Genomic DNA, 15,785 nt, shown 5'->3' on the forward strand with positions numbered 1-15,785 from the left:
TATGATTTGTGTTGGTCAATTTACCCGGACGCTCTGTCGTGGATTGTATCCGGGTACGGCGGAGCGGAGTTCCGCCTGCCGCCGGATGCTGCGGACAGCACGGGCCGATTCTGTCAGCCCATGCCGTCGCCGCATAACGTTATCAAGCTTCCGGGTCGATAACCTTGAAAGATACTTTTGAGAGTTCGAGCTCCGCCATACACCAGAGAGGCCATGTATCCTGCAGGACAACTTTGTTCACGGTGTATCGGATCTTGGTGAAAGTAGCTCCGGTCTCGGGATAGACGGACATCACGGGAGTCTCATAAACCCCATTTGATACGTCCGGGATCGTGCCGGCGGCAATGGAGCCCAATGTCGTCCAATCCACACCATCGTTACTCCCTTGGATGTCGACCACGCTCGGAGTGTATCCACTGGTGGCCCGGTTTGTTGTCTTGATTTTCACGCCTTGCACCGGTTCCTTAAGGTCAATCTGAATCCACTGTGGATAAGACTCAGAGGTACTGCTCCATAAGCAAGCCCAGTATGTGGCTGGATTGCCGTCAATCAGATTTGCCAAGCTACCTTCCTGCGGTTCCGTGAAGTCGGATGAAAGCATATCTGCTGACAGTTGGATAGGTTCTGGGGGGCCGGCTGTCACGGTAGGAGGCACGCGGAGCGCGGTGGCGCTCACCTCCTCCCAGGTCGAGCTGACGGTTCCGGTCGAACTCACGGAATAGACTTTGAAAGTATATGCACCGTTCTTCTGATAAAGCCCCGAGAGGAGATATTCGTCCGCAAAATGGCTGACATTTACTTTTTTGAGTTCATTTGTCAACGGATCTACATATTGAACCTGAGCATAGAGATAGTCTCCTTCGGTGGGGTTGTCCCACGTAAGGAGAATGGCCCCTTCTTGCGGCTCTGCCTGCAAGTTCGAGATCATTGCCGGAGTGACAGCTCCGCTGTCATCATTGCAGCTTGTGGCCAATAATGCTGCAATTGACAGAAGTAGCAGTTCTGATATTTTTTTCATTTTTTTTCATTTAATGGTTTGACGAGCATGACCTGAAGGTCTAATAACCTGGGTTCTGTACCAATCGGCGCACTACATTCACGTCTTTCTCCGGAATGGGAAGCAGGTAGTTGGTCGGGCTGTTGAAGGACCAGTTGCAGAGCGAAACGGGCGTTTCTTGGAAAAATTCCTCATCGGTAGCCCCCATGATGTTCAATCCTGTGGGCGTCTTGACATATTGTTCGGCTACTTTCCAGCGTTTAACGTCCCATAAGAGATTCCCTTCCATGAAGAGTTCGATGAGTCGTTCTTGTCGGATGATCTCTATCAATTTATTCTGATCAAGAGTCACCCCTGGTACCCTTTTCCACGACTCCTCGACCGTAGGGATGCCGGCTTTGGTGCGTACTTTATTCAGATAGTTTTTTGCAGTTTCGAGCTCTCCCGCTTCGGCAGCAGCCTCGGCAATGATCAGATAGAGTTCACTCAACCGAATAATCGGGAAGGGGAACTGTGTAAGGCCGGCCATCGTGTTGTATGATGGGCTGACGCTTTTCTTCATCAGATACCCCGTCATGCTGTAATCCCGGTCTCGCGAACCGATTCCATAGGTATCGTTTTTGCGGTAAGATGTGCGTATACGCTTTGCATCCCCCTTTTGCATTTCGTACCAACCATTGTGGAACGAGATCCACGCATAGAATCGCGGTTCACGCTTCAGATGCAGTTTGGCAGTTAACTCTCCCTCGTACAAATCGGTTTGCATCCATTCTGCCTGGGAATAGTAGGCTGGATCCACGTCGATGGGCAGACCGTTTTCGGTGTAGAACCGTTTGACAGTCTCCAATGTCGGAGCAATATTACTCCACGAATGTCCCGTGTTATCGTAGGGCGTGGCATTATTCTGGAGGTCATAGGTGCTTTCGCGGCGCGTGTCAGCCCAGATCAACTCGTTGGTATTACGGTCAATATAGGTCATGCGTGCACGCCATTCGAAAATATTCGATGGGTACGGCATCTCTCCGGTATCAGGATCGTCAGGGTTTCCGTCGTAGGGTTTGATACCGTTCTTGTTACACGAGGTTTCCGCTTCAAGTGCATATTGCAGAGCTTTCTTCCATTTGTTTGCGTCGTAATTCTGTGGCATCAGGTGTTCTCCTGTTTCAGGATCGATTAGCGAATCGCTGTAGAACTCCGTGTTGCCGTTGAAGAGCGGTGATGCTGCGTAGAGCCACAGCAGGGCCTTGAGAGTCTTGGCTGCCGGACGGGTTGCACGACCGTAATAGTTTGTGGGTTGCTGTTCGAGCAGGCCATTGTAGGCGTAATCGTACAAATCAGAGATCCATTGCACACATTTGTCGAAATTGGACCGCGGCGGGAACTCTGCAATTTCCGTGTCGAGATCATAGGCTTTTTCCACGATGGGAATGGGTCCGTATGCACGCAACAGGAGGAAATGGTAGTAAGCGATCAGAAAACGGGCTTCGGCCTTGTAGTTCTCTTTGGTCTCTTCATCGAGTCTCGGCACGGAGTCGATATTGTCAATGAGCAGATAGCAACGACGTATGGCGCCGTAGCAGATACTCCAATACGTGTAGTAGCCCGGAGCGGTGGCAGAATATCTGCCCTGCAGGAAAGACTGTTCGAGACTGGATGCAACCTCGGTGGTTGACATGAGCCAAACGCCGCCATTACGTTGGTTGGGCAGGTGTGAATAGCAGGAATAAAGGTATCGTTCAGCTGCATAGCGATCATTGAAAGCGTCTTCTTCGGTAGGTAATTCGTCCGGAACGATGTCCAGATAGTTGCACGAATAGCAGCAAAAGACGATTGTCAGGAGTGTGAGTATCGTTATTTTTCGTTTCATTTCTCACAGAATTTACTTGTTGAAACTGAATTGGATTCCGAGATTGATAACCCGTTGTGTCGGATAACCGAGACCGTTTCCACTACCTACTTCCGGATCCCAGTACTTGAATTCGGAAATTGTGAACAGATTTGTGGCTCTCAGATAGATGCGCATCATCTTGTGGGTGAATCCCACCTCTACGTTCTTAAGTTTCAGGAAGGATCCGTTACGAAGCCAGTAGGTAGATGCGACCGTGTTGTTGGGGTTGTCTTCCTTGCTCAGGCGTGGATATTTGGCCCAAATGTTCGGATTGCTCTCGCTCCAGTAGTCGTCGGCAATGTAGTCCAGTACGTTGCGAGAGATGTCGGTTCCGAAGGGATGGATGCCCGACATTAGCAGCTGTACGTGAGCCGCGCCCTGGAAGAAGAACGAGAAGTCCCATTTTTTGTAACGTATGGTCGGTCCAAAGCCGTAGACAATTTCCGGAGTACTCGAGTATTTCGAGTAGACGCGGTCGCTGGCGTTGATGACACCGTCGGTTTCGCCGTTTACGTCGGCAATGTCCTTGTACTTGATGTCTCCCGGGCGTACTTCCAGCCCACCCAATGCCGTTTGCGAGGGACTGGCGTCGATTTCGGCTTGGTCGATGAAGAGACGGTCGGCGACATAGACCGAATAGGCACCGATAGGGTGTCCGACGATCGAGAGGTTGGGATAGCGTTGGTAGTCGGGCTCATCGTATTCAAGCACCTTGTTTCTGGCGAAGGTGAAGGTCCCCTTGAACGTAATGGAGAAGTCTTTCGAGAATACCTTGGAGTAGTCGGCCGAGAGGTCGAAGCCTCGGTTGTCGACGACGCCCAGGTTTCCGTAGACCACGGTCTTCATGTTTATCCACTGGCTTGTCGGGTTGAACCCGAGCACATCGGGAATGTTTTGCCGTTCGAGGAAGATGTTGCGGCGCTTCTCTTTGAAGAAGTCGGCCGAGATATTCAGGCTTCCCTTGAAGAGTCCCAGGTCGATACCGGCATTCCACTTTTCACCTACCTCCCACTGGATATTCGGGTTCGCGAAGCGCTTGTAGTTGGGGCCTTGGCGGTCATAATTCTGGTCTCGTCCGGTCGTATAGTTCAGGCTGGAATCCTGCAACACGACGTTCGACAGGTAAACAAATCGCTGGCCCGCGCCTACCTGGTCATTACCGACCAGACCCCACGATGCGCGTAGTTTCAGATTGCTGACCACGTCGATGATCGGCTGGAAGAAGCTCTCACGGCTGATCACGTAACCCAGACCCACAGAAGGGAAGAATCCGAAACGGTGTCCCTTGGCGAAGTTCTCCGAGCCGTTATATCCGAAGTTGGCCTCGAACAGATACTTGTGGTCATAGGCATAAGTCAGACGCCCCGCGATACCCTGCTTGCGCTGGGGAAGAGAACTGATGAAGTCGGTGGGCTGGTTCGTGCTGTACTCTTCCTGATTGTAGACGACCATTCCCGTCACGTTGTGTTTTTCTCCGAAGGTGCGGTCGTAGTTGATCATCGCCTGGATGTAGATTTGGCGGTCGCCAGTCGATGCCGAGCCAAAGGTCAGCGTTGGATCCTGCTCGGTTTTCGACATCACGAGATCATATCCTGAAATGCCCGTATGATCGCCATTCCACGTGTAGTTGTCCACCTGGAACTGGTTATATCCGCCTACGCGCGTGGTGGTAGTGGAACTCCAATTCTTGAACGAGAACATGGCGCTGGCTGTCAGGCCTTCGGTCAGGAAGCTGAAATCCTGATGCAGTTCGATGTTGCCAAGTACCGTGCTCTGGAAATTGTCTTGATAACCACGCACCATTTCGGCGTATGGGTTGCGGTGCGAACCGTAGTTTCCACCGGTTTTGCCACCCCAGAGTACATAGTCATACTCGTCGGGCTGTCCGGGGAACATGATGGGAAAATCTACGGGGTTGGCATCCATCACCATTCCGAAGATATTCTGTGCCGACATGTGGGATCCGTGGTAGTCACGCAGCTGTGCGTTGACTTTTGCCGTAAGACGCGTCGTGGGAGTTACATAGACGTTGATATTGTTCTGTAGTACATAACGCTGCACCCTCAGGTCATTTTTGTAGGAGAAAACGTCGGAGTTTCTCAGCATACCGTTGTCGTTATGGAACGACACGCTGCTGAAATAGTCCATCTTGCGGCCTCCTCCTCGGATCGAGATGTTGGCGTTCTGGCTCATTGAGCCTTTGCGGAACATTTCGTTGTACCAATCGACGTTTGGAAAGACGTATGGGTCGAGTCCGAGGCGCGTTGCGTCGATCTTCTCCTGAGAATAGAGCCCGACGGGTGTACCCCCCCCCGATCGGGAATAGAGTGCTTCGTTGTACATCTCCATGAAACGCGGGCCGTCCACGAATGAAGGAACCTTTGTTGGCATGGTGTATGAGCCTTCGACGCGGACGTTGATGTGCGGTTTGTCAAGATCACGTCCCGACTTGGTTGTTACGATCATCACACCGTTGGCACCGCGCGAACCGTAGAGAGCCGTGGCCGTTGCATCCTTGAGGATCGAGAAACTTTCGATCATTTCCGGGTCCAGTGCGTTCAGATCGCCGCTCGAAGCCTTCACGCCGTCGATGACGATCAACGGTGAAGTCATGCCGCTGAATGTCGAAATACCCCGGATCCAGAAGTCGGCGCCGTCGGCTCCCGGCTCACCGGAACGCTGAACGGCAATCACACCGGCCAGTTGGCCTGCAAAGGCTGTGGAGAGGTTCGAACTGGGGACGCGCAGGTTGTCGATGTCGATGCTCTGTACCGATCCGACAACGCTTGCCTTCTTTTGTGTGCCGTAACCCACCACCACTACGTCATCGACTATCTGCGAGCCTTGTTTCATCGTTACGTTGATCTCGGTCTTGCGGCCAACGGTTACAGTCTGCTGATCGAATCCGAGGAACGAGAACTGGAGTTGGGCGCCCTCTCCCGATACGCGGATTTCGTATTCGCCCCACTGGTCGGTGATCGTTCCGTCAGTCGTACCCTTGACCATGACAGTCACACCGGCCAATCGCTCACCCTCGGTGTCGCGCACCGTACCCGTGATGGTTATGCGGGAGGGAACAGCTTCATTGCGAGCCGGAGCACTTTTCCGAGAGAGGATAATGCTGGAGTTGCGGATTGAGTAGGAGATTCCTGTTTCAGCGAAAGCTTCGTCGAGCAGGTCTTGGATGGAAGCGTCCGTTACATCTACGGACACTCGTTCGTTTGTGTCAATTTCGTTTGCTCTGTAATGGAATGTATAGTCGCTGCTATGTTCTACTTCTTCAAAAAACTGTCCCAGCGAGATGTCGGCATGATGGATGCTGAACGTTGTCGAGGATGAGGTTTTTGCAGGTGCCTGCAAGATGGTAGTGAGCAACAGAATGGAAGTCAGTTTCATGGGTAGCAGAAACTTTTTCAGATAATAAAGGGGAGTGGAACTCCTTATTATCGAATGTTTTTTCATACCTTTGTGGTGTTGGATTAGTTAGTATTCATGTCAGATGTGTACGATTAGTCTGCGAATCGGGGGATGTTGCAGCATCTCCCGAACTTCTTTATGAAGAATCAGGATGTATTCATGTCAGATACCGTTTTAAGCGTTAGGGTCAGTAGTTTTTCTTTTTCCGCAGGGGCTGCGATTGACATTATCTGATGTCTATCGAGCCGTCCGCGTTGAATTCATATTCGATGGGTATACTCATTCCAATGATAGTCAGGACCTCTTCCAGCGGTAGCGAACGTTTGAATTTGCCGGTATAGCTTGTTTTTCCCAGATTCTCATTTCCGAGCCGGATCTCTATTCCATAAGCATTTGCGAGAGTTTGTAGGATGTAGTCCAACGGTCGGGCTCGGAAGGTGAGGACCTTTTCCTTCCAGGCGGATGACAGGTATGGATCGGCCTCCGAGACAGAAATTGACAGGTCATGCTGATTGGCCACAGCCAATTCGCCCGGTTTTATTTTCACGTCCGCGACATCCGCTCCAGGCATATGTAGAGCTACGGAACCGCTTTCCAGCGCCACTTCAGTAATATTGCCATTTTGTTCTGTTTGAACATTGAAGCGGGTGCCCAGAACCTTGATCTCCACAGCGCTGGTGTTGACCGTAAAGGGGCGTGAAGTATCTCTTGCCACATCGAAAAAAGCTTCGCCAGTGAGTGTTACGGGACGTTCGTTCTTCGCAAACTTTTTGGGATAGGATAATTTCGCACCATTTCTCAACCAAACGTGCGTACTGTCTTCCAACATGAGTTCGCGAATTCCGGAGTCCATGTTCTCCACAACAATCATCTCTACGGGCCTTTCGAGCAGCAATAGGGTCATTATTCCAGCAGCCAGTATTGCCGCTGCTGCCGCAGTCGTACGTACGATTCGGCGACGCAAGCTAATCGTGCGGCCCTGATCGGAAAGGCGAGTTCTAATCTCCGCCCATGTCTCTTCTTGTATCCGCGACAGTTGGTCTTGGTCTTTGGGTCCGAATTCGATCGTAGTTCGCCGGATGATTCGCTCAGCCTCTTGTGTGGTAAAGTCATCGTTATGTGCGTCGTCAACGGTGTGCTCGTTGACTTTTTTGTTCTGTGATTTCAGAATCTTTTCATCCATTTTCCGATTATTCATATTCCCTTTTTTTATAAAGAGTGAAGCGCCGGGAAAAATACGCAAAGGCCGTCAGTTTTTTTACGGAATTCATCTCTTGTTTTGTTTGGAAGCGCATATTTTATACTTTTACTGTGACAAATCGTTTTTTATGGCTCCGGAAGATCAATTGCTATTAAAAGCCATATCAGAGGGAAACCATCTGGCATTCGAGAAGTTATATAAAGAATACTTTGCGAAGAGTTATTCGTTTGCCCTATATTTCACTCATTCGGAAGAACTCTCAAAGGAGGTTGTGGCTGAAGTATTTTTGAGTTTCTGGAAAAACCGTGAAAGCCTTTGCAAAGTAAAATCGATTGATTCTTATCTCTATGTTTCGATCCGCAATCAGGCATTGTCCATGCTGCGGAAAAAGTCCTGTATTCGACAGGAGCCAATAGAATTGTTCACCTTGCATATTGCTGCAGAAGGCGATGATCCCGAGGACAAGGTATTGCATGAAGAACTTGAGTCTCTGGTTGAAAAAGCATTTGGGCAATTGCCAGAAAGGTGCCGCATGATCTATTACCTGATTAAGGAAGAACGCAAAAGCTACCGGGAAGTTGCGGATCTGCTTGGAATTTCGGAACGGACGATCAACAGTCAAATGACTATTGCCAGGCGGAAACTAACCGCTATATTGCGTGATTATTTCTCTCCAGGACGGACGCCTTCGAAAAAATAATTCCCCGGGTTTGCGTATAATTCGCGTTACGCTACTCTTTAATAGAAACTGACATTTCGTTTCAGCCATTTTTGAAACGAAACTTGTCGGTTTGGATTTGTGCTGCGGTCCTTGTTTTTGCCCGTATATAAGCGCAACAAGAGTGCGACGAACTACTAAACCCAATAATCAACCATGAAAGGAACAATTTTATCTGTTCTCGCATGCGCCACTTTTGTGTCTGCCATTGCAGACTCTCCGGTTTTGGAGATAGAGAGTGGCAGAATAATAGGAGAATCCGCAGATGACGGTTACACAATTGTCTACAAGGGTATTCCTTATGCAGCGCCTCCGGTTGGGGCGTTGAGATGGAAGAAACCTCAGCCTGTTGAGCCATGGGATGGCGTTCGTCCCTGCAATGAATTTGGTCCGGCTTCTCTGCAGGGAGACCAAGATAAACGTTCGTTTTATTTCAGGGAATTTTTTAGTGATGGCGATCCGCAACGCAGTGAAGATTGTCTTTATCTGAATATATGGACGCCAGCGGCAGGCCGTCCATCGGCAAAACTTCCGGTGATGTTTTGGATCCACGGCGGAGCATTCTCGGGAGGTTTTGGTCATGAAAAAGAGTTCGATGGGGAAGCCTTTGCACGGAAAGGCGTAATACTTGTCACTATTAATTACCGATTGGGGTTATGCGGGTTTATGGCTCATCCGTTGCTTACTGCTGAGAATGCGGGAAACGGGTCGGGAAATTACGGTCTTTTCGATCAGTTGGCGGCATTGAAGTGGGTGCGGAGAAACATTCGGGAGTTTGGTGGAGACCCGGATAATATTACGGTTTTCGGTCAGAGTGCCGGAGCGTGTAGCGTGCAGGCACTGGCCTCCTCTCCATTGACCGAAGGTCTGATTAGCAAGGCTATTATTCAAAGCGGAGGTGGTTTAAATGGGCCTCTTGCACCGATGCCACGAGCGAAACTTGAAGAGATCAATAAGAAGATGTGGGATTTGGCGGGCATTACGACGCTCGAAGCAATGAGGTCCTGTCCACCGGAACAGTTTGGCCGGATTGTGTCGGCGTATGTGGCAAGCAAGGGTAGTTACCAACATTCTTCATGGTTGACGGTCGACGGCGAATTGTTGCTCCGGACCCTCAACGAAACTGCGTTGTCGGGCCAACAGCTGGATATCCCGTATATGATAGGATATAATCAGGATGACATGTCTCCCGAGATCATGAAAAAAGCCGCCTTAGAGTGGAGCCTGCTTCTGGAGAAACAGGGGCGTGCGCCGGCCTATGTGTACGCTTTCACGCGGGAACTCCCGCCATATCCGAATGAGTTGAGAATGGATGGAGACGACCGAACCGGAGCGTTCCATTCTGCTGAATTATGGTATGTGTTCGGTACGCTTGGACGAAGCAAAAGAAGATTTACAAAGGCTGACTATGATTTGAGTGAACGTATGGTTACTTACTGGACCAATTTTGCGAAAAGTGGAGATCCTAATGGTGACGGGGTGCCGGTCTGGAGACCTTGTGTGAATGAGGATCGGTATATTCAGGTTTTGGATGTCACTGATTAAGAATGTCGAAAGATTTATAGCATTCCGGGCTTCGTTTTGCGATGGGTTAAGAATGAAAAGAACATAGTTGTTTGTCTGTAATCATATATCATTTTATGAAAACGAAAAACTTTATCTTATCGGCAATCATGTTGATCGGTGTCTCGACCGCAGTTTTCGCCGATGTCAAACCTGCTCCTATTTTTGGCAACGCCATGGTGTTGCAGCGCGATGCGATTGTTCAAGTGTGGGGGACGGCCGACAGCAAAGAGCCTGTCACTCTTTCCTTTAATGGTCAAACCGTTAAGACACGCGCCGATAAGGCCGGTAAATGGAGTGTAAAACTGAATCCCATGCATGCGGGAGGCCCCTATAAGATGATTATTTCAGGGCGAAAGAACCGTGTGGATATCGATGATGTTCTGGTCGGAGAGGTGTGGCTGTGCAGCGGTCAGTCGAATATGGAATTCCGAGTGAAAGAGGCGAATAATGCAGCAGACGAGATCGCAGGGGCTGATTATCCGATGATCCGGTGCTTTACGGTGCAAAAGAGTATGTCGCCGGCTTTGCTGGATGATTGTTTTGGATCATGGGAGGTGTGTTCGTCCGATACGGCAGGAGATTTTACGGCTGTTGGTTATTTTTTTGCGCGAGAACTGTGGAATGAATTGAAAGTTCCTATTGGAATCATCAACTCATCATGGGGAGGCACTGATATCGAAGCATGGACCAGTGCGGATTCATATGCGGCACTGCCCGAGTCTGTTCGTCGTGATTATGGAAATGCTGCAATTGAATTGGAGCGGATGACGAGTCCTGAGCGTGTCGCTATGAAAAAAAAGTATGATGCGGATTTTGCTTCAGATCCGGCCTTGACTGAACATTGGTATGAGAATCCTGGAGATCTGTCAACGTGGAAGCCAATGTATATTCCGAAGGAGTGGAGTCTGACGCCACTTGCCAGAGAGGATGGCCATGTTTGGTTCAGACGTGAATTTGTATTACCGGAGGGAGCCGAAGGTAAAGCTGCGATATTAGCATTAGGCCCCATCGATGATAACGACATCACGTGGATCAATGGCGAGGAGATTGGTAGAACGGTGGGTTATAATATCCCGCGCCGATATTCTGTTGGTGAAAATATTCTGCGCAAAGGAGTCAACACCTTGACTGTCCGTGTAACGGACACTGGCGGCGGCGGAGGTCTGTTTGGGCTGCCTCAGGACATATGGCTTAACGTGGAGGGTAAATCATATTCTTTGGCCGGAGAGTGGAGTTATAAGCCGTCTGTGGTGACGAGTGAGTATGGTATTGTTCAATACGGTCCCAATATGCTTAACTCGTTACTATATAATGCCATGATTCATCCGATCGTGCGATTTGCAATAAAAGGGGTTATCTGGTATCAGGGTGAGAATAATGCAGGAGATGCCTACGCTTATCGTACGCTTTTCCCCAATATGATAGCTGATTGGCGGGATAAATGGGGTTATGACTATCCTTTTTATTGGGTTCAATTGGCCAATTACATGGCCGAAGCCCAGATTCCGCGAGAAAGTGCGTGGGCAGAGTTGCGCGAAGCTCAGTCAATGGCACTTGACCTGCCTCGAACCGGACAGGCTGTCATCATAGACATAGGAGATCCTGGCGATATCCATCCTCGTAACAAGCAGGATGTGGGACACCGTCTTGCACTAAATGTACTGGCGAAGGAGTACGGTCGTACGGATCTTGTTTGGACTGGCCCTACGTATGCATCCTCCGTTGTTGAAGGGAATAAGATCATTGTGACCTTTGATACGTATGGTTCGGAACTGGCCGTGCACAATAAATATGGGTACATAGAAGGGTTTGCTGTTGCGGGCTCCGATCGGGTATTTCATTGGGCGAAAGCGTGGATAACCGAGGACGGGAAGGTGGCTGTTTGCAGCGATGAAGTTGACAAACCGATTGCTGTACGTTATGCATGGAGCGATGATCCAGAAGCGAATCTCTTCAATACAGAAGGTCTGCCCGCAGCACCGTTTCGCAGTGATGATTGGCCGGGAGTGACTATTCGCAGATAACAAACCGCAACGCAACCGGGAACATATTTGTCTTGTTGATATCTTCAGGCTCCTATTGTATCAGTCCTGTTCCGTGATAGTCTAACCGGTTGTTTTACGGCTCATTTGCGAAAGGAAATGTGAATTTGCAATTGCCTGTTTTGATTGTGAACTAATCCTTATCAGATGTTTTTTATGAAGAAATGTATTTGGGTACTTCTCCTCTGTGCCATGGGGATATGGAGTCTCTTGCCGATTGCATGCGGGACATCGGCCGGCGATCGTCAGTTACCTCTTTATCTGGATGAATCCGTATCGTTGGAAGAGCGGATCGAGGATGCCATGAAGCGAATGACGCTTGAGGAAAAGATAGCAGTATTGCATGCACAGTCGAAATTTTCGTCACGCGGAGTGCCGCGGTTGGGAATCCCGGAGTTGTGGTGTACCGATGGCCCACACGGTATTCGTGCTGAGGGCGCCTGGGACGAATGGCGACAGGCTGGTTGGACGAATGATTCTTGTACGGCATTTCCGGCATTGACATGTTTGGCCGCAACGTGGAATCCGGCAATGTCTGCACTCTATGGCCGTTCGATCGGGGAAGAGGCTCGTTATCGGGATAAGGACGTTTTGTTGGGCCCGGGTGTAAATATCTATCGTACACCACTGAATGGGCGTAACTTCGAATATATGGGAGAAGATCCATACCTGGCCTCGCGGATGGTAGTACCCTATGTCCAGGAAGTGCAGAAGAATGGAGTTGCGGCGTGTGTCAAACACTTTGCGCTGAATAATCAAGAATCATCACGCCATACAACGGATGTGGATGTGGATGACAGAGCACTTTCTGAAATCTATCTTCCTGCGTTTCGCGCAGCGGTGCAGGAAGGTGGCGCCTGGTCTGTCATGGGTTCCTATAATCTCTATCGAGGAGAACACGGCTGTCATAATCGCCGTTTGCTTTGCGATATTTTAAAGGGAGAGTGGGGTTTTGACGGAGCTGTGATATCAGATTGGGGAGGTACTCACAATACCGAGCAAGCCATTGCCAATGGTTTGGATCTTGAGTTTGGTACCTGGACCAATGGACTGTCGTCCGGTGCGAAAAATGCCTATGACAGCTATCACCTTGCATTCCCGTATTTGGATCTGCTTCGTCGCGGTGTTGTCTCGGAGTCGGATCTGGATGATAAAGTTCGCCGAGTGTTGCGACTGAATTTCCGCACAGCGATGAATACGCACAAGCCGTTTGGGTCATTGAATTCTCCCGAGCACCTCATGGCAGCGCGACAAATCGCGTGCGAAGGTATTGTCCTGCTGAAAAACGAAGGCGAGATCCTTCCGATCAATCCATCCGGCGTGAAAAAGATTGCAGTGATCGGAGAAAATGCCGTGAAAATGATGACCGTGGGTGGCGGCAGTTCATCGTTGAAGGCACGCTATGAGTGTTCTCCGCTTGAAGGGATCGTCAAAGCTGTTGGAGACCGGGTCGATGTGATATATGAACGTGGGTATATTGGCGGTCTGTCGCCAATGAGCGATGGCGTTGTTGCGGGTTATGACCTTTCCGAGAGCCGGACGGCTGATGAACTGTTGGTTGATGCCCTTACAGCGGCAAGAACGGCGGATGTAGTTCTCTTTTTTGGCGGATTGAATAAAAACAGTCATCAGGATTGCGAGGATTCTGACCGCCTTTCATTATCACTTCCTTATGATCAGGATCGATTGATCCGAGAACTGGCGCAGGTGAATCGTAACCTGGTGGTTGTGAACATTTCGGGTAATGCTGTGTCCATGCCCTGGATAGCAGAGGTTCCGGCAGTTGTGCAGGGATGGTATTTAGGCTCAGAGGCAGGATATGCTCTTTCAGACGTACTGTTTGGCAAGGTCAATCCTTCGGGTAAACTTCCGTTTACGTTTCCGGTTCATCTGGAGGATAACGGAGCGCACGCGACGAATTCTTATATGCCGGGGCCCGGTGTCAACCGCTATGCCGAGGGTCTTTTTGTGGGTTATCGATGGCATGAAAAACAGGGCGTTGCTCCGTTGTTTGCATTTGGCCACGGATTGAGTTATACGACCTTTGAGATTTCAGATGTACGGATGGATCGTGATCGACTCACGAAGAGTGGCAGCCTGCATCTGACGGCAAGGTTGACCAATACGGGAGAGCGATCGGGATCGGAGGTGGTGCAACTCTACATTGGTGACGAGAAGAGTTCGTTGCCACGTCCGGTCAAGGAGCTGAAGGGGTTTGAGAAAGTGACTCTGAACCCCGGAGAGGAACGTACGGTAAACTTCATTATAACTCCTGATGATCTGAAATATTATGATGATGAGAAGCATGCGTGGGTCGTTGAGCCCGGTCGTTTCACGGCTCATGTAGGCGTTTCGTCTGCGGATATTCGAGGGACTGTCGCCTTTTACTATGATGCATAGACTTTATGTTGTGCAAGGCGCACGATAAATCATACTAACTATTAAATACACCAATCTATTATGAAGAAAATTTTCAGTATCGCTGTTTTTGCAGCGTTATTAAGTGTCGGATGCAGTGATGATTGCGTCTCATCGCGAGCTATTCAGACCGTAGTGCCGGAACGTCCCGCCGGGCAGACTGACATGGTTGCCTATGCTGCTCCAGCGATTGATACCGTTCGAGTCGGCTTCATCGGTCTCGGTATGCGCGGACCTGGTGCTGTGGAGCGTTTCATACATATTCCAGGTACGAAGATTGTGGCATTGTGTGACCTTCTTCCCGGCAATGTCGCCAAGTGCCAAAAGATGCTTGAAAAGGCAGGGCTGCCGGCAGCAGCCGAGTATTCAGGCTCGGAAGAGGCGTGGCAGGAGCTTTGTCAGCGTAACGATATAGACTTGGTTTACATTGCCACCGATTGGAAACATCATGCCATAATGGGCGTTTATGCCATGGAGCAAGGCAAGCACGTCGCTATTGAAGTGCCGTCGGCCATGACCCTCGATGAGATCTGGGCGCTAATCAATACCTCGGAACGCACGCGTAAACATTGTATACAACTTGAAAACTGCGTTTATGACTTTTTTGAGATGAACACGCTCCATATGGCTCAGCAGGGCGTTTTCGGGGAGATCCTTCACGTTGAGGGAAGTTATATCCACAATTTGAAAGAATTTTGGCCTTATTATTGGAATAACTGGCGTTTGGAATATAATCAAGAACACCGGGGAGATGTCTATGCTACACATGGCATGGGTCCTGCCTGTCAATTGCTTGATATGCACCGAGGGGATCGTATGACCACACTTGTATCGATGGATACAAAAGCGGTAAACGGCCCTGCCTATATCGAGGAGACGACGGGACAAGCTCCTGAATCTTTTGCAAATGGAGATCATACGATGACCATGATTCGTACGCAGAAAGGTAAAACGATACATATCCAACATGATGTGGTTACACCGCGGCCCTATTCGCGAATGTATCAGCTTACCGGAACGAAAGGATTTGCTAACAAGTATCCTGTTGAGGGCTATGCCTTGGAAGCAGATCAACTATCCTCTGACGAGATGCCAGATCATGAGGATCTTTCTGCACATGGTTTCTTGTCTCCAGAACAACATGACGTATTGGTAGAAAAATATATGCATCCCATCATTCGAGAGGTAGGAGATATGGCTCGTGCGGTAGGCGGTCATGGCGGCATGGATTTTATCATGGACTATCGCTTGGTGTATTGCTTGCGCAACGGACTTCCTCTTGATATGGATGTTTATGATCTTGCTGAATGGTGTTGCCTGGCACCGCTGTCGGCCTTGTCGATAGAGAACGGTTCTGCACCGGTTGAGGTCCCTGATTTCACGCGTGGAGCCTGGAATCGAGTTAAAGGTTTCCGACATGCTTTTGCCGAATAATTTGTCCCTGAAGGCACGTCCCCGAAGATACGTTCTCCGGGGACGTGCATGGACAGCCTTGGAGGAGCTATATAATGTGGCTTTACGTTGACCGTAATATCCGG

At 49.7% G+C, this 15,785-nt stretch carries 9 protein-coding genes; 5 read left to right on the top strand and 4 right to left on the bottom strand.

Features of this window, described 5'->3' with window-relative positions:
- Nucleotides 1–142: 142 nt before the first annotated feature.
- From B5E60_RS08415 to B5E60_RS08430, 4 genes are all read right to left on the bottom strand, one after another.
- Nucleotides 143–1,018 (bottom strand): discoidin domain-containing protein, encoded by an 876-nt coding sequence (locus tag B5E60_RS08415; RefSeq protein ID WP_087311063.1) that lies wholly within the window; start codon nucleotides 1,016–1,018, stop codon nucleotides 143–145.
- Between the two features lie 40 nt (nucleotides 1,019–1,058).
- The gene (locus B5E60_RS08420) at nucleotides 1,059–2,864 is read right to left on the bottom strand and encodes a RagB/SusD family nutrient uptake outer membrane protein (RefSeq protein WP_087311064.1); all 1,806 of its coding nucleotides are present in this window, start codon (nucleotides 2,862–2,864) and stop codon (nucleotides 1,059–1,061) included.
- 12 nt (nucleotides 2,865–2,876) lie between these two features.
- A complete protein-coding gene (locus B5E60_RS08425) occupies nucleotides 2,877–6,347 on the bottom strand; it encodes a TonB-dependent receptor (RefSeq protein WP_204246460.1) in 3,471 nt (1,156 codons plus the stop codon).
- Nucleotides 6,348–6,528: 181 nt separating this feature from the next.
- Entirely contained in the window at nucleotides 6,529–7,500 is a 972-nt protein-coding gene (locus tag B5E60_RS08430) for a FecR family protein (protein ID WP_087311066.1), read from the bottom strand.
- A gap of 130 nt (nucleotides 7,501–7,630) precedes the next feature.
- Here B5E60_RS08430 and B5E60_RS08435 point away from each other — a divergent pair, with 130 nt between their 5' ends.
- From B5E60_RS08435 to B5E60_RS08455, 5 genes are all read left to right on the top strand, one after another.
- On the top strand, nucleotides 7,631–8,203 hold the full coding sequence (locus B5E60_RS08435; protein ID WP_162611612.1) for an RNA polymerase sigma factor: 573 nt from the start codon (nucleotides 7,631–7,633) through the stop codon (nucleotides 8,201–8,203).
- A 174-nt stretch (nucleotides 8,204–8,377) separates the two neighbouring features.
- Nucleotides 8,378–9,766 carry a carboxylesterase/lipase family protein gene (locus tag B5E60_RS08440; RefSeq protein ID WP_087311067.1) on the top strand — a complete coding sequence of 463 codons (1,389 nt, stop codon included), beginning with the start codon at nucleotides 8,378–8,380 and terminating at the stop codon, nucleotides 9,764–9,766.
- 95 nt (nucleotides 9,767–9,861) lie between these two features.
- On the top strand, nucleotides 9,862–11,811 hold the full coding sequence (locus B5E60_RS08445; protein ID WP_087311068.1) for a sialate O-acetylesterase: 1,950 nt from the start codon (nucleotides 9,862–9,864) through the stop codon (nucleotides 11,809–11,811).
- A 210-nt stretch (nucleotides 11,812–12,021) separates the two neighbouring features.
- Nucleotides 12,022–14,229: a glycoside hydrolase family 3 C-terminal domain-containing protein gene (locus tag B5E60_RS08450; RefSeq protein WP_239403284.1), complete on the top strand. Its 2,208-nt coding sequence runs from the start codon at nucleotides 12,022–12,024 to the stop codon at nucleotides 14,227–14,229.
- A gap of 57 nt (nucleotides 14,230–14,286) precedes the next feature.
- Complete coding sequence (locus tag B5E60_RS08455; RefSeq protein ID WP_239403285.1) at nucleotides 14,287–15,681, top strand: Gfo/Idh/MocA family protein; 1,395 nt, start codon at nucleotides 14,287–14,289, stop codon at nucleotides 15,679–15,681.
- Nucleotides 15,682–15,785 lie beyond the last annotated feature (104 nt).

It is taken from the genome of Alistipes sp. An116 (genome assembly GCF_002161005.1).
Classification (GTDB): Bacteria; Bacteroidota; Bacteroidia; order Bacteroidales; family Rikenellaceae; genus Alistipes; species Alistipes megaguti.